Genomic DNA, 26,147 nt, shown 5'->3' on the forward strand with positions numbered 1-26,147 from the left:
GGGGTGAGGCGGCGGCAGACGAAAAATTTATTCGCGCGTCAATTCTTCCAAAAACGGAGGCAATATAAACGAGGCTTTATGAATCTCATTCGTATAATATCGCGTATTACTCACATTTCTTAATGGCTTGGCCGGATCATTAGTCATTGAAGCGACTCCATATGTCCACATACCTGACGGATAAGTCGGCACTACTCCCCAATAAAGTTTTACGATCTGGAAAATTTTTCTCATTTCGTTTAGTGCCTGCTGCATTAAATCTTTATCAGTGAAGGGCGACTCGGTCAATTCGCTCATGAGTGCGTCAGGATTCATTACTCGTTTGACATCATCATAAAATCCCGCCTGAAACAATCCCGCAGCAAAATCTACAGGATCAGTGCTGTCAATTATTACTACATCAAAGCGTTCTGAAGTCTCGTGAATAAATTTCATTGCGTCCATGCACTTAAAATCGGCTCTAGGATCCTCGAACGAACACCCCGCGAACGGCAGAAACTTTTTCGAGCATTCTACGACTCTTGCGTCAATATCTATTAACGTGCATTGCTTTACACATTCATGTTTAAGAACTTCACGCATGATAGCACCGTCTCCCCCGCCGATAATCAAAACTTTTTCGGGATTCTTGTGCGCGCATAAAGGAACGTGCGACATCATTTCAGAATAGCAGAACTCATCACGCTCGGTTAACTGGAATGCACCGTCTAACATCATAGTCCGGCCGTATTCGTAGGTGTCAGCGATTAATAATTCCTGATATTGCGTTTTTTCTGAGTGCAAATACTCTTTTATCTTGAGTGAGAGAATCAAATTATCAGTGCTGTACTCAGTCAGCCACAAATCATTAAATCTTCTCGGTCTAGTTACATATTCGCTCATGAAATTGCTTCTCCTAAATTGACTCCAAGCTCAAAACATTTTTGTAAATCTTCATGAGTCGGCGATGTAAATACTTCAACTTCAGGGCCTATTTTGTCGAGTTTAATTTTTTCTGCGAACACCTGTAAGGCCGTTAAAGCTCCTTTGCTCCAGCTGTAAGAACCTGCAATACCTAAAAATTTATTCTTGGGCGCACGGTTTAATAATTTCGAGCATAGAGCATCCATCGGCGGAAATAGTAACGTATTATAAGTGCATGCAAGCAGCGCAAGAGCCTTATAACGCCAAATATCGCGCAGAACACATGAAATATCAGCCCTCGACACGTCATATAATCTGACATCTTTAATTTTTGCACCGCCCAAACCCGCGCAGACAGCTTCGGCCATTCTTCGTGTATTTCCGTACATTGAACCGTATACAACAACTGCGCCCTGCTCGCCTTCCTGCCTGCTCCATTTGTCATAGAGATTTATAACCTGCTTTATATCTTCCCTGAATAATGTTCCGTGAGAGGGAAAAATATTTTTGATCTCAAGTGTGCCGAGCTTCCTTAATGCGCCCTGTACCATGTTTGAATATTTCGCGACAATAGCAGCATAATAACGCAGCATTTCATCTTCCCAGCGTGATTTAATTTTTTCGTCGTCAAAGATTCCGCCCTCGTGAGCACCAAACCCGCCGAATGAATCATTTGAGAATAACACTCCCGTTGACGCGTCAAAAGTTACCATACTTTCGGGCCAATGCAGCATAGGAACTGTAGCAAATTTCAAAATATGTCCGCCCAAGTCAAGTGTGTCGCCGTCTTTGACAGTGATAATATTTTCTTCTATGCCGTGATAGCCTTTAAGTAATGGCATTGTCTTAGCGTTACCGATAAATTTCAAGCCCGGCCATTTTGTTCGCAGCTGGGAAATTAAACCGGCGTGATCTGGTTCCATGTGATTAATCACTAAATAATTTAATGCCCGTCCGTTGAGTGCTTGAGTCAATTTATAAATATATTCATCGAGCCAAGGCCCTTTTACGGTGTCAATAGCTGCCGTTGCATTAGTCCCCGTTACTAAATATGCGTTGTAGGCGACTCCCTGCGGAAGAGGCCATAAAGACTCGAATAAATCAGTCTCATAATCATTTACTCCTACCCACCAAGTATCTTTATTTGCTTGTATAGCTTCGTACATGATAAATAATTTTCTCCTTTCGTATGAATCTATAAATTTTTTCTTTACTCGACAATTTTAATATAAACACGGGCAAATTTCAGCGAGAACACATTTTTTGCAGTCAGCTTTACGTGAATGACAAATTTTTCTGCCGTGCTCGATTATATTAACGTGGCCGCCTAAACATCTTTCAGCCGGTACGATTGACTCAAGAAATAACGAAATTTCTTCCGGTGTAGACTTTTCCGGCATGATCCCAAGACGCTTTATAACGCGCGTTACATGAGTATCAACAGGAAAAGCAGCCATCTTGAAATCAAACAGCATGACACAAGCTGCAGTTTTCGCACCGACTCCAGGTAAAGCACGCAAATATTTTCGCATTTCATCAGGGGTAAAATTTGCAAGTTTCTTGATTGAATATCCGCCAAAATCTGCGTGAATCTGATTCAAGATTTCTATAATTCTTGCTGCTTTAGTGTTTGCGAGTCCTGCTGTCCTGATTGCCTGTTCGAGATTCTTTGCTCCTGCTTTCACGACTTCAGGCCAAGACGGATATAATTTTTTCAGATTCGTAAATGCTGAGTCCCGATTCTTGTCGTTAGTGTTCTGCGATAAAACAGTGAGAATCAGCCCGTCCAATGGCTCATCATGTCCGAGTTCAGGGGAGCGGGCTTCGTTGTGATATTCCGACTCTAATTTATCGAGAACGTAAAAAATTTTTCTGTTATCGTCCATAAATAATTATTATTCTTGTGATTGATTCTGACTCGACTCATCAGGTTTTGCGGCCTTCTTGCGAGTTTTTCTTGTGTCGCGGCCAAATTTCTTTTCGAGTCTTATACTGTCAGTCAACATTTTCTTGAGTCTCGCCTTGACAAGCCCGTGAACAGTATCATCACTGTATGAACCGTTTTTTTTCTGACGGCCTGCACGTACTCCCGTTAAAAGCTCGATTCCCTCATCGATAGTTTTTACTGCCCAGATAGAAAATTTATTATCTCTGACAGCGTTAATAATTTCAGGATTCAACATTAAATGACGAATATTTGACTCAGGAATCATAACGCCTTGACTGCCGGTTAAGCCCGTGAGCTTGCAAAACTCGTAGAAACCTTCAATTTTTTCGTTGACTCCTCCTATTGGCTGAACGTTCCCGAATTGATCTACAGAACCAGTTACGGCGATTCCCTGTTTTAACGGCAGACCCGACAAAGCAGAGAGCAAACAATATAATTCAGTCGATGAAGCGCTGTCTCCCTCAATGCCCGAATAATTTTGCTCAAATGTTATGTGCGCTGACAAACTCAACGGCATATCTTGAGCGTATTTGCGGCCGAGATAGCTCGAAAGAATCATCAAGCCTTTATTGTGTATAGGCCCGGTCATTTTTACTTCACGTTCGATATTTACGACTCCTTCTTGACCCATGAAGACATTTGCTGTGATTCTTGAAGGATGGCCGAATCTCGAATCATTTAAATCAATGACTGACAAGCCGTTAATTTGCCCGACTGACTCGCCGTCTGTGTCGATTCTGAAAATTTTATCTCCGAATGCACGCAGTAATTTATCATGATAGAGTCCTGCCCGGTATTGCTTGTGCTCGATTGCTTTAATGACGTGATCGCGCGTTACAATTTCTGAAGGTTTGTTAATATCTGCCCACGCGTTAGACTCTGTCAATAATTCACGTAAACGGCCTACATCGACGGACAACAAATTTTGATCTTCTGCTTCACGGCTTGACCACTCGATAATCTCAGACAATGCAGACGAGTCGAAAGGCTTTAATTTTTCGCGCTTTATTACTTCAGCGACATATTTTGCCATACGTTTTTCACTTGCTGTATTACGGGGCATGTCAATATCAAAGCTGGCCTTAATCTTGAAAATTTTGCTAAATTCCGCGTCATAATATTGCAGTAACTCATAAATATAAGGCGTTCCTGTCATGATAATTTTCAGATCCATTTTTATGGGTGCAGGTCTCAACGATGCGACGGGTAAAGCTCCGTACTGTTCGCCGAGATTCTCAATAGCTGCCTCACCTGTGCGCAAGATTCTTTTTATTGACTCCCACGCCATGAAGTTCATTAAAACTTTTTCAGCGTCAAGAACGAGAAATCCCCCATTAGCCTTGTGAAATGCCCCCGCTAATATACGCCTGAAATCTGTATACAAATAGCCTTGATGACTCTCATATTCGACTCGTCCGGATAAATTATAATATGTAGGATTCGTCTCCCATATGACCGGCGCACCCTTTGAAGGATCGTTGCTGACGAATAAATTTGCTTGATAGCGCGTAAAATCGACTTCTGCGTTTTCCTCACGTGCAGCAGTAACGAAGGCACCGAAATTTTCTATGACATCATCTGACATTTTCGCGAACCAGTTTAATAATGCTTCATTGCCGGAATATTTTTCGCTGATTTCATTTAATAACGGCGTTATTGCAGCACGACAGATTTCGGCCTCTAACCTGCTTAATTTATCCTTTAGGGCTTTCTCCATGTCTCTAATTTCGCGCATTCCCAGTAAAGTCCGCTGAGAAATTTTTTCGCTGGCATCCTGAAATTTTTTCTGCTGGTCTGAGTCAAGTGATTCGTACTCTTCGGGCTTCATTTCGCGGATAATTTTTTTGCCGTTCTCGTCCTTGTCAGCTATCAACGGAATATTAATAAAGCCTTGAGGGGTTCTCTTGAGTGAAAATTTTTCCTTCGCAGCCTTAGACTTTAATTTGTCCATGATTGCGCCGGCCTTTTCCTGAAATTTTTTGACGTGCTGTGCTTTTGCGTCCTCATATTGACTCTGCTCAAATGCTTTACTGATTGCGACTTTCAAATCTTTTAGTAATTCTTCGAGGTCATCAGATAATTTTTTGCCTTTGCCAGCTGACACAGAAACGGCGAGAGGTTCTCCGGGTTTATCGAAATTGTACAAATAAAGCCAGTCATCAGGAGCGGGGAGAGTCTGAGCTTTACTCTGCAATCTTTCGAGGGCGTAACTAGTTCTTCCGCTGCCGGGCTGACCGACGAGAAAAATATTATATCCCCTGCCGTTTACAGCGAGTCCGAACTCTATAGCTTCTACTGCTCTTTGTTGTCCTGGCAAACCTTCAGGCTGACGGGGCTTAGTTATGTGAATATCGTTTGTAGTGGAAATTTTCCAGCTCTCGACGGGTTTAATTTTGCGCAAAGAGTCCGGCTGCAACTTCCATTTTGATGATATATTCTGCTGTGATTTAATTTTCCTGTTCACTATAAAATTTTGTCTCCTTAGTCATTAAAGAATTCTTCAAACGGTGTGCGTTTCATTGTTTTATCGCGTAACTTTGTCATTAATCTTGCAGGCTCGTGAAAAACTCTGTGAAGTCTGCTGAAAAAATCTTTATCGCCAATCATTTCCCGGTCAAAGAAACAATCTTTATATGTTTTATTCCATGATCCTTGAGGGAGTCTCCTTGCTTGTGATATAGGAGCTGTAAATATTCTCGTTAAAAAATTTTTATATTGCTCATATTCATTTATTGATATTTTTTTCTGGGACTCGGTCTGCCACGGCTGACTCACTATATGCGCCCATAATTCGCTATTCTCGTCAATTTCCTTAACGCGCTTTATAACGTCGTCGAGATTATCATAATCATTGCAGTTAATAAACGCTTCCGGGTTATATTCTTGTGCAACGTCTTTATCGCCCCAGTAAATCGGCACTGCATGAGCTTGAAAACTTGTTAATAATTTCTCGGTGATATAGCCCTCAAAGCAGGCATTTTCGCACGCAATAGAAAATTTATATTTACTCTTGATCTTGACGCTTAACTCCTGCCAGCCTTCCGAGTAACGCCCGCCGCCTATGAGAGTCCCGACGTTATTCAAGTGCGGCCCCAAAGAATCAACGTGCTTATAATTTGACAACGCATAAAATAATTTATCTCTAATGGGGTGTGCGTGGTTGTTGGAATAAATAAAGCTGCAAAATCTCCGGTTTTCGTGCAATAAATTTCTTGCCTGCTCTAACGTAAGATTATTTTCTTTCGCGCTATTATCTGTCTCATAAAATATATTTGTCGGCAGTCGTGTTATCCTGTCTGAAAGTATAAAATTTCTGCTCATTGCAATTGCGTAATCAAACAGGTTAAAATCAGGGTATAAGGCTTCTCCCGCAAAAAAAATAGTTATGGGATTCTTCGCGTATAAATATTTAAATTTCTTCATGCACGCTGTCTTTGTGTAAATTGCTTCAGTAACGATTAAATATTCGGGATTCTCTTCGTCCCACACGAAATTTTTTGCAATGTCAAGCCCCTCAATGTGAAGATATTTCAATAAAGACGGCACATCATGCACATCATTATAAGTAATGCAGAAAATTTTTATTTCTCTCATGTAAGATTTACTCCTGATTTTATCGTGTCAAACATTTATGAGCCGCTAAAGCCTCAATTACTGCCGTGTCATCGCGTTCCATTATTATATTATTCATGTGCTCGTATTCCTCGTAGCCGCCAAGAGAATCAATTACATCAATCATGTAATCACGTTCTTTAGCGTCAAATCTATTTGTCAGCAGCCCGAACAAAATTACTCCCCGCGAAAACCAGTGAAAGAAATCATCTGACACCGAAAGCACATCATAATACATCAGCGCAAAATTAAAATCGTCAAAATCTTTCGAGCTTGCATTATCATCGGGTTCAGGAGCATAACCAAGCATATAAAACGGGATTTGAGGCGAAATAATTAATGCGTCCCAGAACATTTTTGCGCAAAGACTCTTTTTATTTTTTCCGGGAGCAAGCATATACGCAGCTATTAATCTCGAATAAGCCCATCCCGCCGAGTGTTCAGAGTCCTGCATTGTCTCAGCTAAAATTTTCTGCCATTCTTTACGGGCAATCATTATACGATAATATAAATCTTTCGTAACATTATAGCCGTCAAAATCTTCGCTTAAAGAGTCATCTGCCTCAAGAATCGAGAAAACTTTTTCACATGCCGTAAAAGCTCCGTCAAAATTATTCAGCGCAAACAAAGTAAATGCGAGTCTTTGATTCACTATCAGTCTGAATAAATCATTATCGCTGTCATTTACACACCCGTGCGCGTCAATAGCTTCAAGTGCCTTAGTGAGTACTTCTGAGCGTTCTTTATCGTTTTCTGTGCAATCGGCTTTGATTAACAGTGCTTCCGGAATTTGTGAATCAATTTCTAGAATCTGATTCGCAATAGCATGAGAACGTGCAGAGCTTTTTGTCTTGAATGCCATTCCTAAAAGCTGTCTGATTCTTTCTTCTTTCGTCTTCATGATTAATCCACGTCCCATTGTCCGCCGGTATTATTATTTTCTTGAGGAGCACTCCCGCCGCCTGTACTAGTATTCATTGATGTAGTTGATGAATCTTTTCCGCCAGTGCCGTTATAAGCACGCAGAGAGTCAAGAACGACACGCCCTCCCCAAATATAACCCCATTGACGCGCAATATCTGCAACTTCTATAGGCTCTGACCCGTAATAATAAGCGTTATTCTTGCGCAACTCTTCAGAAATTAATATTTCCCAGCGTTTTAACATCTGCCAAGTATATTCGCCGGGGTCAGGGATAAAATTACGCCATTTATTACCCATCCAGATCCATACGCCTATTCTTGACGTGTTCCAAGCAATTAAAGTGTTGACAGTTCCATAATTAAGCCAGCCCATTCGATTGCAATTTTTTTCGCGAATCTTCAGAAATTCCGAGTGATTAATCGGCAGACCATACGACCAGACTGCAGCAATTCTTAATAATTCAGGCTCATTCATGGGAATAACTGAACCCACTAAAATATTTGTCGGCCTTATTGCACCGTCAAAACCTAATTTGCCGTAAACCCAGCGATTTTCAGAAATTTGCGCAACAGGATAGCCGTCAAAAGTTGCATACCACCCAGCCGGTAAATTATCAGGTTTCCATATATCGAAATTCATAGCATAAGCCTTCTGATATGCTGACATAACGACTCGCGAATAAGAACGGGCACCACGCAAAATTACTCCATCCGGCGAATAAATCAAACGCTCGGCAGAATTTGCACAGGATAAAGGCATTATCAGACTCAATGCTGCTGCTAAAATAAATTTTTTGCCTGAACGTAGGGACAAAATTTTTTCACCTGCTTTATTATGAATATATAAATTTTTCTCAATTATAGCGTATTATTGTGTGCTGTCTAATTCTTTAGCTTTGTCTTGTAAGTGCTTGAGCCTTCTATTAGTCGGAGGATGTGAATTAAAACCGTTTTCGCTCGTGAAATTATGTTCTGCTAAAATTTTCATAGCGTCATATAAAGCATATGGATTATAACCGGCTTTGATTAATAAATTTACTGCGTAGTCGTCTGCTTCTACTTCTTGGCCTCGGCTGAATCCTTTTTCGGCGAGAGTCATTCCTAAATCTCCTATTGCTCGTGCGGGAAATTTTGCGCGGCTTAATAATATTCCCAAAGCTGTCCAACCTAAATTGCGTTCTACATTTTTATTGTAATGACCCAGCATTATATGACCGATTTCATGTCCGAAGACTCCTGCGGCCTGTGCTTCGTTGTCTAAGATTCGCATTAAGCCTTTTGTTATGTGAACTGTATAATCAGATTTGGACTTAAATTTTACGTATGAATTAATATTTTTGCTGTCATCAATTATGATTGGGATATTCTTTAAGCCTGCTGACTCTGACATTGCCGACCATGCTTTATTGACAGTCCTGACAGTTATTAATGCCTGAGCTGACGAACAAAGACTCATAATTAACGCGAGACAAAGCAAAAATTTTTTCATGATTACAGCCCTCCTAAATATTTATAAATCATATCACATATTGCGCGACTCATGGGCGGGGCAAAGGCTTTGGGGGTTTCTCCTCACATGTGAACTATAAAATTTGTAACAGCCATAAATTTATAAATATAGTCAACGCACTTAAAATGCAAATAATTTATCGCGCTTATATAATTCGTTCTTCCCGCCCGGATTAAAGGGGTATGCAAAAGTTTTTGATGAAATTATTATTTTGCTATAATACACGCATAAAAATTTTCCGCATAAAAATTTATAATCTCCCAAAAAGTTTTTACAACTACAATTACAACTACAAAAATCTTTATTCATTCACGCAATAACAAAGACTCACACAGCAAAAAAATTTTTTATCGCAATAATTTCTTCACGCAAAAAATTTTATCGCACACAAAAAACGCCGCCACTTTTTACAGCAAAATTTATAATTTATTCATTCACACAAAAAAATATTTGATGAAGTTATTTTTTCTATTACGAAACCGCTATTAATTACAGAGTTGACGAATTTAATTATTATTGCAGCCATCATAAATTTCATAAATCACAAAGCAAATACTGATAAAATTTTGATTCTGCGATTATCACAAATTTGAAGTATAATTTTTCGCGACTAATATAATTACGAGGTGAATATTTATTCCAATTCCAGCAGCTCAGGAATTAAGAAAACCTTTGCTCGAAGCATTAAAAGACGGACACCCGCATAATTACGTTATAAATGACCTGTTCGGAATAATAGCAGCTTATATCGGCGATGATCCAAACGAAATGTCTTCAGGCGATAAAAATATTCTCAAGGAAAGAGTCAAGACTGCTAGAGACGATTTAAAGCAGAACGGCCTAATCTCAAGCCCGTCAAAGAATACTTATTTAATCACTAATGCAGGACTAGAAATATTAAATGACAATCCCGCAGTAATCGATGACGAATATTTAACGCGCTTTAGAACGCGAGGCAACACAATTAACGAGCCTGAACCCGAACAAGAACCGGAACCGATAAATTTTTTAGTGCCTGACTCAGAATCAGAATCAGACCCCGAACAAATACCGGAAATTTCCCCAGAGTCCGACTCTCAAGAAATCCCGGAAAAATCAGACTCGCCAGCAAAAGCTCTTGAAGATGTGCTAGAAAAATTTAATGCTGACTTGGCCGGAGAAATTTTGAACAAAGTCGCTGCGTTACCTTCTGACAAATTCGAGAAATTAGTTATTGATTTACTCTCTAAAATGGGTTATCGCGCCTTCCAGAATGCAAGATACACTACAGAAGCATTTGACGCACCCGGCGAAGACTGCATTCACGGCGTTATCCTCGAAAGTGAACCAGGATTGACACCGATTTATATTCAAGCACGAAAATTATCGCCCTCTAAGACCATCAGCAAAAATGATATTCAAGATTTCATCAGCGCACTTAATGACAAGGGCGGGAAAGGACTTTTTGCGACGACAGCAAGTTTTTCCGAGCAGGCCGCAGAATTTGCAAAGAGTGAAGGAATATTATTAATCGACGGAAATAGACTCGCTAACTTGATGATTACCAGCAATTTTTGTGTGAGCCTAGAAAGAACGTTCACGATTAAATCATTTGACTCAGAGAGTTTCAGCGAGTACGAAGAGTAATAAAACATGAAAATTTTTTTTGTGAGTATGGGCTGTGCTAAGAATACTGCTGATAGCGAGCATTTAATTAGCCGGCTCATTGCTTGCGGACATGAAATTATTGACGAGTCCTCAACTGCCGACGCTGCAATAATAAACACTTGCGGATTCATTCAGGACGCAGTAAAAGAAAATATCAGCGCAATTCTTGATCTCGAAGAATTAAAGACTCTCGGACAAATTAAGACTCTCATTATTGCGGGCTGTCTCGTTAACCGCTATGAGTCAGAGTTACGGCAGGAATTTCCGAGCGTTGATTTATTTGCGCGTTCTGAGGAGTGGGACAAGGTTATAAATTTTCTCGGAGGTCATGAGAATAACAACTGCAAAATTGTTAGTCCTGCACTGAATAAAAATTTTTGGACTCGCTATCTCAAGATAACAGAAGGCTGTAACACTTTATGTTCATATTGCGCGATTCCGTTAATCAGGGGCAAATTAAGGAGTGTTCCATTAGAGACTCTTATAAATGAAGCTCATATGCTTGCAATTTCGGGAGCGCGTGAAATTTGCTTAGTCGGTCAGGATTTGACAGTTTACGGCCAAGATTTTAATAACGGTACGAGTCTAAAAACTTTGATTCACGAGTTAAATAACGAACTCCCCGCCGGCACTTGGATAAGATTATTATATCTGCACCCTAATAGAGTCAATGAAGACTTGATAAATTTTTTGCTCGAACATGAAAAAGTTTTGCACTATTTAGATATTCCCATTCAGCACGCAGACCCGGAAATTTTATCGCGCATGAACAGACCCGTAAAATCAGGACACTTAGAGAAAATTTTTAGTTACATCAGGAGTCTTGATAATTTATTCACGTTACGAACTACGATAATGACAGGTTTTCCCGGTGAGAGCAATAAAAATTTTGAACGGGTAATAGATTTTATCAGCGAAATAGAATTTGATAGACTCGGCTGCTTTGTGTATTCGCCTGAAGAAGGAACTAAGGCCGCAAAATTTCCCGATCAAGTACCGCACAAAATTTCTGAGTCACGGTGTAATAAGTTAATGCAGATTCAATCGCAAATTTCACAGGAACGCAGCGAATTATTTATTAACAGAGAGCTTGATATATTAGTTGAAGAGCTTGACCCGGAAAATAAACAAGTCTGGGGGAGAAGTTATCGCGATGCGCCGGAAGTTGACGGGTTAATCTGTGTATCAGGCTGCAAGAACGTCAAGCCGGGAGATTTAATACGCGCAAAAATTTATGATTGCGAAGAAAATGATTTATTCGGAGAAGTGATATAAATTATGAAAAATATGAAGAATTACCCTTTTTATGTATGGATTGCAAGTTTATTCGGACTGGGCTTTATTCCGTCGGGAATGCCGGGGACTGTGAGTTCATTTGCTGCGTGCGTTGTGAGTGCCTTTGTTGATGTTCCGTTATGGGCAATTATAGCAATAAGCATTATAGGAGTATGGGCGACTGATAAATCAGAAAAATTTTTCAACCGCAAAGATCCGAGCTTCCTAAATATTGACGAAGTGCCGGGAATGTGGATAACTATTTATTTGCTGCCGAAAAGTTTTATAATTCCTGGATTCTTTCTGTTCAGGTTGATTGATATTCTAAAGCCTTGGCCGGTCTCAGCGATGGAAAAATTACCCGGAGGCTGGGGAATAATGGCCGATGATATTTTAGGGGGAGTCATGGGAAATATAATATTGCAGGTCATTAACGCATATTTATACAATAGCGGCTGGGTTTATGGATTGATTCAAGCGATGAAATAATATTTTACTGGCGATGAAATAATGTTTTGCTTGCCGCCGCCTCCCCACCCACCCACCCTCGGCGGCGGCTTTCCGTTGAATAAAATGTGAGGTGAATCATAATGAATAATGCTGTACTCGCTGCAATAGGCGACGAACTATTAAGCGGCGTGAGACTCGAAAAAAATTGCAACTTCATGGCTTGGCACTTACATAATAACGGCGTTGAAGTCCGAAAAATTGAAGTTATCCCCGACACCGAGTCAGAAATTACGAATCTTTTATCACGCTGGGCAGGGAAAACAGATCTATTAATAATTTCCGGCGGATTAGGGCCGACTCATGACGATAAAACACGTTACGCAATCACAAAATTTTTAGGCTGCGAATTAGAATCAAGTCCCCTCTACGATAAAATTTTAGAACGCGTCAAACACGATAAATTACGATATGAACGACTCGCAAAAACCCGCGACCCTCAAGCGTTAATCCCGGCAAAAGCTCAAGCAATTTACAACCCGACCGGCTCTGCTCTGGGAATAAAATTTATCGTCAACAACACAAAAATTTTCGCTCTTCCCGGCGTTCCTATGGAATATGAGTCAATGATACGTCAGGAATTACCCGAAATTTTTTCGCGCGATAATAAAAATTGCTGGACCTCTGTTATAATTCTCGGCCTGCCTGAACTCGAAATCGCTCATAGAATCCCCGAAATAATAAATAATCAAGCTCTTCACGTTTCAATATTGCCCGCGTCGCCTCAAGTCGAATTAATCATCAGGGGAAATCCTGAACTCGTCGAGAATGCAGAAAATTTGACTCGATCGCGCTTTGATAATGTTTTGCCGAAAAATTGCATGTCCCTAGCTGAAGCAGTCTTACACGAGGCCAAGACTCATAACGTAAAAATTTCTTGCGCTGAGTCATGTACAGGCGGATTAATCGGTGCAGCTTTAACAGATATTGCGGGAAGCTCTGAATCTTTTAACGGTTCGGCGGTAACTTACAGCAACGAGGCCAAGCAAAAAATTTTAGGCGTAAAGAGTGAGACTCTAAAAAATTTCGGTGCAGTCAGTCAAGAATGTGCGCTTGAAATGGCAGAAGGCGCGATAAAAATTTATGACTCAGATTTTGCAGTGTCAGTAACAGGCATAGCAGGCCCTGACGGAGGAAGCGAATCAAAACCTGTCGGACTTGTTTATTTCGGTCTTGCGTCGCGTGAAAAGTCTGCTGCGTTCAAGAAAGTTTTTCCCGGCAATAGAAACGAGATTCGCACAAGGACTGTAAGATTTGCACTTGCTGAACTCTGGCGGACGATTCGAGATAATAACCCCTCGCCTGTATTATAATTATCGGGCAAAAAAATTATTTATGAAAAATGGGAAGTGATTAAACTGGCTAAAGCTGTAAAGAAAGCTGCACAAACAAAGGAACAAATTTTAGAGGAAGCAATCGGCGATATTCGCTCAAAATTTGGGGACGGCGCAATAATGAGACTCGGTGATACAGCAAATAAAAATATTGACGTGGTCTCTAGCGGGATTCTTCCTCTTGATGTTGCACTAGGAATCGGCGGTTATCCAAAGGGTAGAATCGTAGAAATTTTCGGGCCTGAAGGTTCAGGAAAAACGACAATTGCATTATGTGCGATCGCAGAAGTTCAGAAGGCCGGCGGTATTGCAGCATTTATTGACGCAGAACACGCACTTGACCCGCGACTCGCTTCGACTCTGGGCGTAAAAATTGAAGATTTGTATCTCGCACAACCTGACAGCGGCGAACAGGCTTTATACGTGTTAGATCAGCTTGTGAGAACCGGCGCAGTTGATATTGTAGTTGTTGATTCTGTTGCAGCTTTGACTCCTCAGGCAGAAATTGACGGACGAATCGGCGAGAGTCAAATGGGACTTCAGGCGCGTTTAATGTCGTATTCATTGAGAAGACTCGCTTCAATAATTGCGAAAACAAATTGCATCGTAGTATTTATTAATCAGTTAAGAGCGTTAATCTCAACAGGTTATGCACCCGGACCAAGTGAGACAACAACAGGCGGACGGGCGTTAAAATTTTATGCGTCAGTTAGACTCGAGGTCAGGCGCGGAAAGAAAATCGACAAAAGCGACGTTACAATCGGGCACGAGCTTTATTTAAAAGTTGTGAAAAATAAATTAGCTCCACCCTTCAGGACTGCACATGCAAGTTTAATTTACGGAAAAGGAATCCCCGTCGGCGTTGCAGTTGTTGATATGGCGATAGATTATAACGTGATCAACAAAAAAGGCGCGTGGCTTGCGTACAAAGGCGAGACTCTCGGACAAGGCAAAGAAGCTGTTGCAAAATTTTTGTCAGAGAATCCCGCGTTACAGGACGAAATTATGAAAGCTATCATGTCAGAAGTAAATAAAGGTATAGGCTACATGCCCGACGCAGCAGAATTAGCAGAATCAGAGTCCGACGACATACCGCCCGAAGAAGTTAATCCCGAAAATTTAGACTCTGAGTCAGATGATGAAATTCTTGATATTTCTGATGACGAGAAATAATTTATTAGCTCCCGGCTTATAATGAGTCGGGAAAAATTTTTTATGGGAGAGTGTGTGAACTTGATAAAAATTTTGTTCGTCTGTCATGGTAATATTTGCCGTTCACCGATGGCCGAATTTATCATGAAATATTTAGTGAAAGAGTCGGGCAACGAGGAGAAATTTTTTATAGAGTCAGCAGCTACAACAAATGACGAAATCGGCAATGACATTTACCCGAACGCAAAATCAGAGCTGAAGAAAAATTCTATACCGTTTGAACGCCGTCAAGCAAGAAAAATTAAGCGCAGTGATTATTCAAAGTGGGATTATATAATTTGTATGGACAATGAGAATTTAGACGATATTTTATACATAATGGGCGGCGATGAAGACAATAAAGTTAAATTGCTGCTCGATTTTACCGGAGAACATAAAGAAGTCTCAGACCCATGGTACACGAGAAATTTTGCGCTCGCTTATAGTGAAATTTATCGCGGGTGTAAGGCGTTATTGAAGCATTTAGAATCATGAATATTTATCGCAAATAAATAATTTCCGGCTGTAAAAAGATCTTCGCTTTCGAGTTCTAAATCATATCACATCATAATATTGACATCATGTCAGAATCAGATAAAATAATTGACACAGTGTCAGAATAAATCATAAAGCAAACGAGGTGAACGAATTGCAAAAAAATCGGCGTGATGAAATTATTAATGCCTGCGCAAAATTATACGAGTCTAAATCGTTCAGAGATATTACTATTAAAGACATTGCAGAGCTTTTAACGTTCGGGAGGTCTTCAATTTATAATTATTTCCAGACGAAAGAAGAAATTTTCTTAGCGTTATTGGCCCGCGAATATGATTTATGGACTCAAGAATTAAATTATGTAATTGACTCGCATGAAAAAATGACTCTTGATGAGATTGCGGAGACTCTAGCGCGTTCACTTGAGAATCGTGAGAGGCTGCTAAAACTTTTGTCAATGAATCATTTCGACATGGAAGCAAACAGCAGGCAGGACAGACTCACAGACTTTAAAGCGTCTTACGGAAATTCAATTAATGCTATATCACGGTGTCTGAAAAAATTTTGTCCGTCCTTGAGCGATAAGGGAGTGCAGGATTTTATTTATTCGTTCTTACCGTTTGTGTATGGGATTTATCCTTATGCTGTAGTTACGGAAAAACAGCGCGAGGCCATGAAAGCAGCTAATATAAATTATCGTTACATGACAATTTACGAGCTTGCATACAATTGCACGAAAAAATTATTATTCAATCAGGAGGAAAATTTACAATGTCAGCAAAAATCGCTTTAGGTGCATGGGCTTGGGGCAATGACGGAACTTTTGGCAATAATTTCACTGAGTCAGACCTTCGCCCCATCTTTGACGCAGCTATGAAAGCAGGTTTTAATTTATGGGACACTGCATTTGTTTACGGTATGGGAAAATCTGAGGAAGTTCTCGGGAAATTTTTACGCACAGTCAAGCGCGAAAGTTATTTAATCTCTACAAAATTTACGCCTCAATGTGCAAATTTAGAGTCAGCTAATCCCGTTATTGACATGTACGAGCAAAGCGCAAAGAGACTCGGCACAGAATTTATTGACTATTTCTGGATTCATAATCCCGTCGGCGCACCTGAATGGACAAAAAAATTAATTCCCCTCGCTAAGTCAGGCAAAATCGGCAAAATCGGTCTCTCAAATCACAATCTCGCAGAAATAAATCAAGCTCAAGAAATTTTACACGCAGAGGGACTCAAGATTTCAGCGATCCAGAATCATTATAGTTTATTAAACCGTTCGTCGGAAAATTCCGGGATTCTTGACTGGTGCAGGGAAAATAATTCTGAATTTTTCTCGTACATGGTCTTAGAGCAGGGAGCTTTATCCGGCAAATATGACACTTCGCACCCGTTCCCAAAAGACAGCGCGCGCGGACAAGTTTATAATCCCGTTTTAGGCGAGCTGGAGAAATTGAATCGCGCAATAAAAGAAATCGCAGACTCTCATAATGTCAACGTCGCACAAATCCCAGTAGCATGGGCAATCGCAAAAGGTACGCTCCCGATTCTTGGTGTAACGAAAACAAGCCATATCGATGACGCAGTAAAGGCCGTAAATCTGAAACTTGACTCAAGCGAAATTAAAGCACTCGAATCACTCGCAGATAAAGCAGAAATTAACACGATTCGAGTCTGGGAAAAGGAGATGAAATAATTTCATGAAAGTTTTTGCGCTGATTCTATTGTGTGTTGCATTTATCACAAATTCTGCGTTTGCTCACGAAATTTTTTCGCCCGATAATAAAACTTTGAAGGTTCATGTTGCGTTACTTCAGGCCAAGCCCGGAAAATTACCGGAAATGGCCGCGATTAGTGCACGAACTGTAGCGAAATTTACGCCCTATGAGTCGGGATCTTATGCGCTTTACGGTGCAATAGACAAGAACAACCCCGATTTAATGCGAATACTGGAAATCTACGAGGACGAAGCAGCCTATCAGATTCACAGGTCAAGTGAAGGCTTTAAAAGTTTTATCGATGAACGCAAAAATATTCTTGAGAGCTTAAATTTTTTAGAGCTTGACCCTATAATCTTGCAGCAAAAATCTAGCGGTGTAGGCCATGAATTTATCATGAATATATTTGATGTAGCATCAGATAAGTTAGACGAGTTCAAATCGTTAATGACTCAAGAATTTTCGCGCGCAATAGCTCAGGAGCCGGGAGTCTTGGCTTTATTTGCAGGCACGGAAAAAGGCGGCAAGTCATACAGGATTTACACGTTCGAGATTTACGAGAATAATGAGTCAAAGCAGAAATATTTTGACTCAGAAAAATATAAAATTTACAGAAAGAAGGTCGACTCATTCATGACAGATCGCAAAGAAATTCAGAATCAACCGGCAAACGTCAATTTAAGCGCAAAGGGACTCCACCTCGACCCATCACAGGCAAATTTAAGCGCATTCCCGCTCGGAGAACCTAATAACGCCTATGCACAATATTTTGACGGACAAAGCTATTTATCAATTATTTCACGCGAGCAGGTTTTTATCGCAAACGTAACATTTGAGCCGGGCTGCCGTAATCATTGGCACATTCATCACGCAAAAAGCGGAGGCGGTCAAATTTTAGTAGTTGTTTCCGGACGAGGTTATTATCAGGAATGGGGCAAACCCGCGCAGGAATTAAAACCGGGAGATGTCGTGAATATTCCCGCAAATGTCAAACACTGGCACGGAGCAGCAAAAGACTCATGGTTCCAGCATTTAGCAGTAGAAGTAGCCGGCGAAGAGACTTCAAATGAGTGGTGCGAGCCTGTGTCGCCTGAAGAGTATTCAAGACTCAAATAATGAGCGGTAAATTAATTTTGTACGTTCACGGGCTTGGCGGTAATTTTTCAGAAGCTGAACACTACAAGAAAATTTGCCCCGGTTTTGACATTATCGGCGTTGATTATGATAATTATTTGCCGTGGGAAGTTCAGGAGACAATAAAAAATTGCTACGACGAAGCCCGGAAAAATTATAAATTTATTTACGTCCTCGCAAACAGTATCGGCGCATATTTTGCCATGCACGCGCTGAAAAACTGCGAAATCGTGAAAGCATTATTTATATCGCCCGTTCTTGATATGGAAAATGTTATATTAAATATGATGACTCGTGCGGGAATATCAGAAAGTTTTTTGCGCGAAAAAGGAGAATTTATCACGGACTCCGGCGAGGTTTTGTCATGGAAATATTTGACTTTTGTGCGCGAGAATCCTATTAAATGGCAGGTACCGACAGAAATTTTATATGCCTCAAACGATAATATAACTTCGCGCAAAATAGTAGATAAATTTATAAGCTCTCATAATGCAAGACTTACTGTGATGGAAAACGGCGAGCATTATTTTCACACGGAAGAGCAGATTAATTTTTTGAATCAATGGCTTAGAAAGGTTGTGCAGTCATGAAAAAATTTTTGTTAGGAGTGTTAATCATCATGTCAATAACTTCAAGTGCATTTGCGAATCTCGATGAATTTCGCGCGACGGATCCCGAATTTGCGGAGTTCTTCACAAATTTTGCTGGTGTCGAAGTCGTCAATCAAAGCAAGTTAGACCCTCGTACGCGTTATATGGCAATTGTCGCGACTCTTTTAGGCTGTCAGGGCGTTGACGAGTTCAAAGCGATTTTGCCCGAAGCAGTGAAGGCCGGTTTAACTCCGTCAGAATGCAAAGAAATAATTTATCAAGGTACAGCATATTTAGGAATCGGCAGGACAAGACCGTTTTTGAAGGCTGCTAATGAAATTTTTGAATCACTCGGCGTAAAATTACCGTTAGAAGGCGCGTCAACTACAACACCGGACACACGAGTCCAAGCTGGCAACGACGCACAAGTAAAAATTTTCGGCGACGGCATGAAAGGTTTTCAAGACTCCGGCCCTGAAGACACACGGCACATAAATAAATGGCTTGCGGGAAATTGTTTCGGTGATTATTACACGAGAAAAAATTTAGACCTTAGACAGCGCGAATTAATCACGTTCTGCTATATTGCTGCTCAGGGAGGCTGCGAGGCTCAATTAACTGCTCATGCACGCGGTAATATGAACATGGGAAATGATAAAGATTTCTTAATTGACGTAATTTCTCAATGTCTGCCGTATATAGGCTATCCCAGAAGTCTAAATGCTATTTCGTGCGTTCGTAAAGCTGCAGGAGAATAAATCATGAGAGAAATATTTATTTGCGCGTTCATATTAATTTTTGCGTCGGGTGCATTTGCGGGTGATGATTTTGTTCACGTCAAGGGCGGAAGTTTCTTAATGGGCAGTCCCGAGTCTGAAAATTGGCGCAGTGATGACGAGTTACAGCACAAAGTTAATTTAACAGATTTCTATATTGCTCCCCGTGAAGTTACCCAGTCAGAGTATAAAAAGTTAATGGGTGAGAATCCTTCAAGTTTTACCGGAGATAATAAACCCGTTGAAAATGTTTCGTGGCTCGACGCTGTGAAATTCTGCAACGCTAAGAGTAAATCAGAAAATTTAACGCCCGTTTATGAGATTGACGGAAATAAAGTAACTTGGAATCTTTCAGCAGACGGCTACAGACTCCCGACTGAAGCAGAATGGGAATTTGCATGCAGGGCCGGAACTGTAACACCCTTCAATCTTGAACACTCAATCGACGCTGACGAAGCAAATTTTTACGGCCATTACCCGTATGAAATCGAGGAAAATTATTTCTCGCAAAGCAAATTAACGGCCAAGCCCGGAATTTATCGCGGTGAAACTGTCAATGTTGCGAGCTTTACTCCGAATAAATTAGGACTCTATGACATGCACGGAAATGTTGCAGAATGGTGCTGGGACGTTTACGGCTCTTACTCACCAAACGAACAGAATAACCCGACAGGCCCGGAGTCAGGAACAAGGCGGGTCAACCGCGGCGGAGGATGGAACGATTTTGCGAAAAATATGCGTTCTGCGTATAGAGCTGCAGCACCTCAAGAGAGAAAATTATATAATGTAGGCTTCAGACTCGCACGAGGAGCAATAGGCACGGGATTAATTACGAGTCAGGCAATGCAGGAAAGCTCGCGGACAGGCAAGAAAATTTTAATTGCTTACTTCACATGGAGCGGCAACACTCAAGGAATCGCCTATGAATTACAGAAACAAACCGGAGCAGACATTTTCGAGATTTCGCCCGTAAATGAATACTCAGAAAGTTATAATACTGTTTTACGTCAGGCACAGCAGGATCAGCGCAGACAAGCAAGACCCAAATTAAGGAATCACGTCAAAAATTTTGATGATTACGATATTATAATGCTTGGTTATCCTAACTGGTGGGCTTCGATTCCTATGCCGATAGCTTCATTTTTGCAGGAATATAATTTTGCGGGAAAAACTATAATGCCGTTCTGTTCACATGGCGGCGGAAGATTCGGACAGAGTCTAACTGCGATTGCAAAACTTGCTCCAAATTCTGTAATAACTGAAGGCTTGTCTGTTCATTATTCCGGAGGCAGCAGCTTAAAATCTGATATTGCAAAGTGGTTAGCTGATAATAAATAGTAATCATTAACGCAGGCCGGTGAAATAATTTTCTCTGACCTGCAAAATTTTTATTTACTTGCCTGACTTGATCTCGTTCCAAAATTTTATGCTTCCGTTATGTGTAGGAATTTTTTCGGGAAGTGCTGTATCAGGTGTTAATTCGCTCATGTCCTCAACTTTTGCGGTTAAAGACTCTTTATTGTCCCATATTGCTTTATTCAGCGCATAAACAAGTGAGTCCGGCAAATCTTTACGAATCACTATGCATGTGAAATCACCGATTGTTTTTACGGGTTCAAGCACTGATTTATAGATTCCCGGTTCGATCTCAAGTGTTACAGTTCCATATGCGTCAGAAAGTTTATTCAACGCTTCTTGACTCACCGGCAGCAAAATTATATCAGTGCGGGACTCTATGCTTGTTACTATCGGCGCAATTTTCCCGACCGAGAACGCAAAGCAGTCAAGGTGATTATCAACGAGTAAATCTGCTCCGGCTTCGTAGGAAAAATATTCGACACTTCCTCCGATTGACGCAAAAAATTTCTTGTAATCGACTCCGAATGCTTTATCGAATAAGGCCTTAATCACAAATTCTGAACTTGTGCCGGGCTTGAGAGTCGCGAATCTCACTGCGATTTTGTTATTAATTATGTCATCGAGGGACTTAATTTTATTTTTCGCGGCAAAATCTTTTCTCACGATAAAATATGTGTACTGAGTATATAAATTTGTCATGATTACTGCGTTGTTTACTGCACGGCCTCTGAAATCTGACTCGCCCTTGAGTGCTGCTCCCAATAATGATGTTACAGAGAAGCCGAAATCTGACCTTCTTGCGTGAGTGTTCAAAATGTTAGATACTCCTGCACCTGACGCGCTTATTGTCTCAGGAAGTCCGGAGCTTGTGAAAATTTCTGATAGTGCCGCGCCGAGAGTCTCCCAATTTCCGCCCTTAGGCCCTGACATAAATCTTAAATGCGACGGCCAGTCAGATTCGCTGCTATATGATGATGACGCAATTAATAATACTAGAGTCAGCGCGATAAATAATCGTTTCATGCTAAAAATTTCCTCCCGTCATAAAATATGTGATATAAAATTTTACAGGATATAATATAAATCGTGAATAAAAATTTTTCATGAGCTTTTGCAATGACTCAATGCTATAATACTTATTTGTGAAAATATAAATTGTAAATATTGGAGGAATATTTTATCATGGCTAAATTTTGTGAATGCTGCGGAAGAGGTCCGGTCTCCGGAAACGCTGTAAGCCATTCTAATAGACACACAAGAAGACGCTGGATGATTAATCTTCAGACAGTAAAAGTTGATGCGGGCGACGGTTCATACTTTAAGGCCAGAGTCTGCACAAAGTGTCTCAAGTCCGGCTACGTCAAGAGGGCTGTTAATGCAAATTAAGCGCGTTGAAAATATTTGTTCGCCTGACTCGTTGTTATTATTATTGCATGAGGGCGAAAAAATTTCAGGTCTTAATCACGAAATCTGCGAAATAGTAGAGACTCTCACCGCCAGAAAAGATTTTACCGGCAAAAAAGGGAGTCTCTTGCGTGTTCCGTTAGTTGAGGGAAATTTATATTTGGTAGGACTTGGAAAGCGCGAAGACTGCAATTTAAATATTATCCGCAATTCTCTTGCGTCGGGATTCCGTAAAATTGGCAACGATCACAATAAAAGCGTATTTGTGCACCTCTCGAACCTGAAAGATTTTGACTCGTTGAGCCTTGCATTGGGTGAAGCTGCCGGTTTATGTGCGTACAAGTTCGATAAATACAAGTCTAAGGCTGATGATTACGAACCTTTTGCGCTAGAAGAGATTTATACGGACATTTACGAGCCGGAAAAGTTTTCTAGCGGGTTAATATTTGCCGAGTCACAGATTTATTCGCGTGAACTTGCAAACGAGCCGGGCTGCGTCATAACTCCTGAAGTACTTGCGGATAAAGCTCAAGAACTCGCGAAAAATTTAAATCTCACCTGCGAAATTTGGGACGAGAAAAAATTAGAATCCGAGAAAATGGGCGCGTTACTTGCAGTCGGCAAAGGTTCAAAGAATCCCCCTCGATTAATTCATTTGACGTACAAACCTGCAAATCCCGCAAAAAAAATAGTCTTCGTCGGTAAAGGTATAACATTTGACAGTGGCGGATTAAATATCAAGCCCGATCAATTTATGCTAACAATGAAAGGCGACAAAACCGGAGCTTGCAACGTTCTGGGAATCTTGAAGGGTGCTGCTGAATTAAATTTAAATCTTGAAGTTCATGGAATTTTAGCGGCTGCCGAGAATATGCCCTCAGGAAATGCATACAAGCCCGATGATATTATTTGCGCGAGAAACGGGAAAACTATAGAAATTAACAACACTGACGCAGAGGGGAGACTCGTTCTTGCTGATGCTTTGTGCGTTGCCAGCGAGTTAAAACCTGATGCAATTATCGACATGGCAACATTGACGGGAGCTTGTGCCGTTGCTCTAGGAAAAAATCGGGCAGGTTTATTTGCGAATGATGAAGAGCTTGCAAAAAATTTGCTTGATTCGTCGATTAAGAGCGGCGAGTCTTACTGGAGAATGCCGTTAGAAGATGACATTATTTCAGAGTCGTTAAAGTCTCCGTTTGCTGATTTAGTGAATTGCGGCGAGAGATATGGCGGTGCGATATTTGCTGCTTTGTTCCTGAAAGAGTTTATCAGCGAAAATATTGCATGGGCACACATGGATATAGCCGGCGTTGATTTTATTGACAAGGAGCGCGGAATTTATTGCAGGGGTGCAAGCGCATTCGGAGTTAGAACTTGTTTAAATTATCTTTGCGGGAGTAATTAATTATGTCTTATATAAGTAGAAATACCCCCCCCGATTAGGTAATTTACGCAAAAATTTAAGAGTTTATAACCGTGAAAGTTTTGCAGTCATAAAAGGCTGTGAGGCTCTCACGGTTTTTTTGTGCGCGTTCATACAGGAGTGTTAATTATGAACATAAAATTAGATATTCCGGAAAATTTTTATTACGGCGAAGAAAGGTGCGGCTATTATGTCAGTCCGGAAATGAAAAGAGTCTGGGCGGTTGAGCTTGATTTAATTGCGGAATTTGCGCGGGTCTGCGAGAAGTATAATATTAAGTGGTACGCGGACTCAGGGACGTTATTAGGTGCAGCGCGTCATAAAGGTTTTATTCCGTGGGATGATGACGTTGACTTGGCTGTAATGCGCGAGGATTATAATAAATTGCTTGATGTTGCGGATAAAGAATTTAAGCAGCCTTATGCATTGATAACAGCAAAGACTCACGAAAGAGGAAGATTATTATCATTTGCCAAACTCTGTAATGAAGAAACTACAATAATCGAAGGCCGTACGCGTTTATTAATGGATTCGGGAATAAAAAATTTAAATTTTTCGCAGGGAATATTTATAGATATTTTTCCGCTGGATAACATACCTGATGACAGGGAAGCAGCATTAAAATTTATTAATAAGTCGGACAAATTTTCGCTGAAGACAGAAAAAATACTAAAGTTGACAGATTTATATATTCCATCGCCTAATTTGTTGAAGAGACCCATGAAATATATAATTTCCCGCCTCTTATCAAAATATGATTACGGCCATAAAACTCTAGCAAAATTTATTGATATAATTACGTCATACAAAGATTTTAACAGCGAATATGTTGCAAAACTGGTGTGTTTGTGGGAAGCTGATTTTCTTTCGCGCATGGTTTTGGAGCGTTCAGAATTTGATAACCCTGTTTATTTATCGTTTGAGACTCTAAATATTCCAGCCCCATCCGGTTGGGAAAAAATATTAAATAAATATTACGGCGACTGGCACAAATATTATATAAGGGAAAGACACGGCAATTTTTATGACACAGAACACTCATATAAATATTACACAGAAGAAGGCCACCCGATCGATAAATAAAAATGGAGTTATATTAAATCCCAAGCCCGGAGAGGGAGAAAAGATGAAAATATTGCAAAATCTGCCGTGAAAATTTAAAATTGTCTAGAAATATTGTGATACATAACGAAAGGATCTGAAATTTTACCATGCCGAAATTAAGTGATAGAGTCGGCACATTCACAGACTCAGTTATCCGCCGAATGACAAGAATCAGCAACAAATACGGCGCAATTAATTTATCGCAGGGTTTCCCCGACTGGGATCCGCCCAAAGAAATGCTTGACTCACTCGCAAAGGCAGCTTATACAGGCCCTCATCAGTATGCTATAACTTTCGGAGCTAAAAATTTCCGTGATGCAGTATGCGAGAAACAAAGCAAAGCTATAGGCCATGAAATTGACCCCGAAACAGAAATAGTTATCACATGCGGAAGTACTGAAGCTATGATGTCAGCAATGATGACAATCTGCAACCCCGGCGATAAAGTTATGGTCTTCTCGCCATTTTACGAAAACTACGGAGCAGACGCAATTTTATCAGGAGCAACACCGATTTATATTCCGTTAGTGCCGCCGACATACGATTTTGACATAAAATTAATTGAACAGGGATTCAAAGACGGCGCAAAAGCTATAGTTATCTGCAACCCCTCGAATCCTTGCGGAAAAGTTTTCACCGAGCATGAATTAATCGCAATAGGCGAGCTTGCTGTAAAATATGACGCTTTTATCATAACTGACGAAGTTTACGAGCATATAGTATTTGATCCTTATAAACACGTTTACGCGTCAGGACTTCCGGGATTATTTGATCATGTCATTACTTGCAATTCACTCTCGAAAACTTATTCAATTACCGGCTGGAGACTCGGATATTTAATCGGCCCTGCTGATGTTGTCGACGGTGCGCGCAAAGTTCATGATTTCCTAACAGTAGGAGCAGCTGCCCCCCTCATGGAAGCCGCCGTTAATGCGTTCAAGCTCCCGCCCGAATATTATGACGAACTCAAAGCAAAATATACAGAAAAACGTAATAGATTTTTGCTCGGACTCGATGAAGCAGGACTCAAGCATAATGTGCCGCAAGGGTCTTATTTCGTCATGGTCGATATTAGCAATTTCTTAGAGCTCCCCCAGTTTGAAGGCTGGACAGATTTAGCGTTCTGTGAGTGGGTAATAAAGAATATCGGAGTAGCAGCAGTCCCGGGGTCGAGTTTCTTCCGTGAGCCTATAAATAATTTGATTCGATTCCATTTTGCGCGCTCAAGTGAAGTGTTAGACGAGGCCATCAGAAGACTTCAGAAAATGAGCGAGTTATTAAAATAGTTC

General features: G+C 40.7%; 25 protein-coding genes. 16 read left to right on the forward strand and 9 right to left on the reverse strand.

Annotation, left to right across the window (positions count from 1 at the left end; genetic code table 11):
- Nucleotides 1–27: 27 nt before the first annotated feature.
- From speE to IJT21_10865, 8 genes are all read right to left on the reverse strand, one after another.
- Complete coding sequence (gene speE, locus IJT21_10830; GenBank protein ID MBQ7578744.1) at nt 28–882, reverse strand: polyamine aminopropyltransferase; 855 nt, start codon at nt 880–882, stop codon at nt 28–30.
- Nucleotides 879–2,069 (reverse strand): FprA family A-type flavoprotein, encoded by a 1,191-nt coding sequence (locus IJT21_10835; protein MBQ7578745.1) that lies wholly within the window; start codon nt 2,067–2,069, stop codon nt 879–881. Before IJT21_10835 ends, speE begins: the two co-directional genes overlap by 4 nt.
- 57 nt (nt 2,070–2,126) lie before the next feature.
- Nucleotides 2,127–2,789, reverse strand: a complete 663-nt coding sequence (locus tag IJT21_10840) for an endonuclease III (protein MBQ7578746.1) — start codon at nt 2,787–2,789, stop codon at nt 2,127–2,129.
- A 9-nt stretch (nt 2,790–2,798) separates the two neighbouring features.
- Nucleotides 2,799–5,267, reverse strand: a complete 2,469-nt coding sequence (locus tag IJT21_10845) for an AAA family ATPase (GenBank protein MBQ7578747.1) — start codon at nt 5,265–5,267, stop codon at nt 2,799–2,801.
- A 65-nt stretch (nt 5,268–5,332) separates the two neighbouring features.
- Nucleotides 5,333–6,445, reverse strand: coding sequence for a hypothetical protein (locus IJT21_10850; protein MBQ7578748.1), 1,113 nt, complete (start codon nt 6,443–6,445; stop codon nt 5,333–5,335).
- 19 nt (nt 6,446–6,464) lie between these two features.
- A complete protein-coding gene (locus IJT21_10855; GenBank protein MBQ7578749.1) occupies nt 6,465–7,364 on the reverse strand; it encodes a hypothetical protein in 900 nt (299 codons plus the stop codon).
- Nucleotides 7,365–7,366: 2 nt separating this feature from the next.
- Nucleotides 7,367–8,200: a hypothetical protein gene (locus tag IJT21_10860; GenBank protein ID MBQ7578750.1), complete on the reverse strand. Its 834-nt coding sequence runs from the start codon at nt 8,198–8,200 to the stop codon at nt 7,367–7,369.
- A gap of 54 nt (nt 8,201–8,254) precedes the next feature.
- The gene (locus IJT21_10865) at nt 8,255–8,875 is read right to left on the reverse strand and encodes a M48 family metallopeptidase (GenBank protein MBQ7578751.1); all 621 of its coding nucleotides are present in this window, start codon (nt 8,873–8,875) and stop codon (nt 8,255–8,257) included.
- Nucleotides 8,876–9,568: 693 nt separating this feature from the next.
- Here IJT21_10865 and IJT21_10870 point away from each other — a divergent pair.
- From IJT21_10870 to IJT21_10925, 12 genes are all read left to right on the forward strand, one after another.
- On the forward strand, nt 9,569–10,522 hold the full coding sequence (locus IJT21_10870) for a restriction endonuclease (GenBank protein MBQ7578752.1): 954 nt from the start codon (nt 9,569–9,571) through the stop codon (nt 10,520–10,522).
- Nucleotides 10,523–10,528: 6 nt separating this feature from the next.
- Nucleotides 10,529–11,818: a 30S ribosomal protein S12 methylthiotransferase RimO gene (rimO, locus tag IJT21_10875; protein ID MBQ7578753.1), complete on the forward strand. Its 1,290-nt coding sequence runs from the start codon at nt 10,529–10,531 to the stop codon at nt 11,816–11,818.
- A gap of 12 nt (nt 11,819–11,830) precedes the next feature.
- The gene (locus IJT21_10880; GenBank protein ID MBQ7578754.1) at nt 11,831–12,307 is read left to right on the forward strand and encodes a phosphatidylglycerophosphatase A; all 477 of its coding nucleotides are present in this window, start codon (nt 11,831–11,833) and stop codon (nt 12,305–12,307) included.
- Between the two features lie 101 nt (nt 12,308–12,408).
- Nucleotides 12,409–13,638 (forward strand): nicotinamide-nucleotide amidohydrolase family protein, encoded by a 1,230-nt coding sequence (locus IJT21_10885; protein ID MBQ7578755.1) that lies wholly within the window; start codon nt 12,409–12,411, stop codon nt 13,636–13,638.
- Between the two features lie 45 nt (nt 13,639–13,683).
- A complete protein-coding gene (gene recA / locus IJT21_10890; protein MBQ7578756.1) occupies nt 13,684–14,832 on the forward strand; it encodes a recombinase RecA in 1,149 nt (382 codons plus the stop codon).
- A gap of 21 nt (nt 14,833–14,853) precedes the next feature.
- Nucleotides 14,854–15,345: a low molecular weight phosphotyrosine protein phosphatase gene (locus IJT21_10895; GenBank protein MBQ7578757.1), complete on the forward strand. Its 492-nt coding sequence runs from the start codon at nt 14,854–14,856 to the stop codon at nt 15,343–15,345.
- A gap of 154 nt (nt 15,346–15,499) precedes the next feature.
- Nucleotides 15,500–16,138 carry a TetR/AcrR family transcriptional regulator gene (locus IJT21_10900; GenBank protein MBQ7578758.1) on the forward strand — a complete coding sequence of 213 codons (639 nt, stop codon included), beginning with the start codon at nt 15,500–15,502 and terminating at the stop codon, nt 16,136–16,138.
- Nucleotides 16,117–17,043 (forward strand): aldo/keto reductase, encoded by a 927-nt coding sequence (locus IJT21_10905; GenBank protein MBQ7578759.1) that lies wholly within the window; start codon nt 16,117–16,119, stop codon nt 17,041–17,043. Before IJT21_10900 ends, IJT21_10905 begins: the two co-directional genes overlap by 22 nt.
- Before the next feature lie 655 nt (nt 17,044–17,698).
- A complete protein-coding gene (locus tag IJT21_10910) occupies nt 17,699–18,181 on the forward strand; it encodes a cupin domain-containing protein (GenBank protein MBQ7578760.1) in 483 nt (160 codons plus the stop codon).
- Entirely contained in the window at nt 18,181–18,789 is a 609-nt protein-coding gene (locus IJT21_10915; protein ID MBQ7578761.1) for a hypothetical protein, read from the forward strand. The genes IJT21_10910 and IJT21_10915 overlap by 1 nt, the downstream gene beginning before the upstream one ends.
- 29 nt (nt 18,790–18,818) lie before the next feature.
- Nucleotides 18,819–19,547 (forward strand): carboxymuconolactone decarboxylase family protein, encoded by a 729-nt coding sequence (locus IJT21_10920; protein ID MBQ7578762.1) that lies wholly within the window; start codon nt 18,819–18,821, stop codon nt 19,545–19,547.
- A 3-nt stretch (nt 19,548–19,550) separates the two neighbouring features.
- Nucleotides 19,551–20,903, forward strand: a complete 1,353-nt coding sequence (locus IJT21_10925) for an SUMF1/EgtB/PvdO family nonheme iron enzyme (protein MBQ7578763.1) — start codon at nt 19,551–19,553, stop codon at nt 20,901–20,903.
- A 54-nt stretch (nt 20,904–20,957) separates the two neighbouring features.
- Here the strand turns inward: IJT21_10925 and IJT21_10930 are convergent, their stop codons facing one another.
- Nucleotides 20,958–21,947, reverse strand: coding sequence for a TAXI family TRAP transporter solute-binding subunit (locus IJT21_10930; protein ID MBQ7578764.1), 990 nt, complete (start codon nt 21,945–21,947; stop codon nt 20,958–20,960).
- Nucleotides 21,948–22,106: 159 nt separating this feature from the next.
- Here IJT21_10930 and IJT21_10935 point away from each other — a divergent pair, with 159 nt between their 5' ends.
- From IJT21_10935 to IJT21_10950, 4 genes are all read left to right on the forward strand, one after another.
- Complete coding sequence (locus tag IJT21_10935; protein MBQ7578765.1) at nt 22,107–22,310, forward strand: 50S ribosomal protein L28; 204 nt, start codon at nt 22,107–22,109, stop codon at nt 22,308–22,310.
- Nucleotides 22,300–23,736: a leucyl aminopeptidase gene (locus IJT21_10940; protein ID MBQ7578766.1), complete on the forward strand. Its 1,437-nt coding sequence runs from the start codon at nt 22,300–22,302 to the stop codon at nt 23,734–23,736. The genes IJT21_10935 and IJT21_10940 overlap by 11 nt, the downstream gene beginning before the upstream one ends.
- A gap of 147 nt (nt 23,737–23,883) precedes the next feature.
- The gene (locus tag IJT21_10945) at nt 23,884–24,837 is read left to right on the forward strand and encodes a LicD family protein (protein ID MBQ7578767.1); all 954 of its coding nucleotides are present in this window, start codon (nt 23,884–23,886) and stop codon (nt 24,835–24,837) included.
- A 128-nt stretch (nt 24,838–24,965) separates the two neighbouring features.
- Nucleotides 24,966–26,144 carry a pyridoxal phosphate-dependent aminotransferase gene (locus IJT21_10950; protein ID MBQ7578768.1) on the forward strand — a complete coding sequence of 393 codons (1,179 nt, stop codon included), beginning with the start codon at nt 24,966–24,968 and terminating at the stop codon, nt 26,142–26,144.
- Nucleotides 26,145–26,147 lie beyond the last annotated feature (3 nt).

The sequence above is a fragment of the Synergistaceae bacterium genome, from assembly GCA_017443945.1.
Classification (GTDB): Bacteria; Synergistota; Synergistia; order Synergistales; family Aminobacteriaceae; genus JAFUXM01.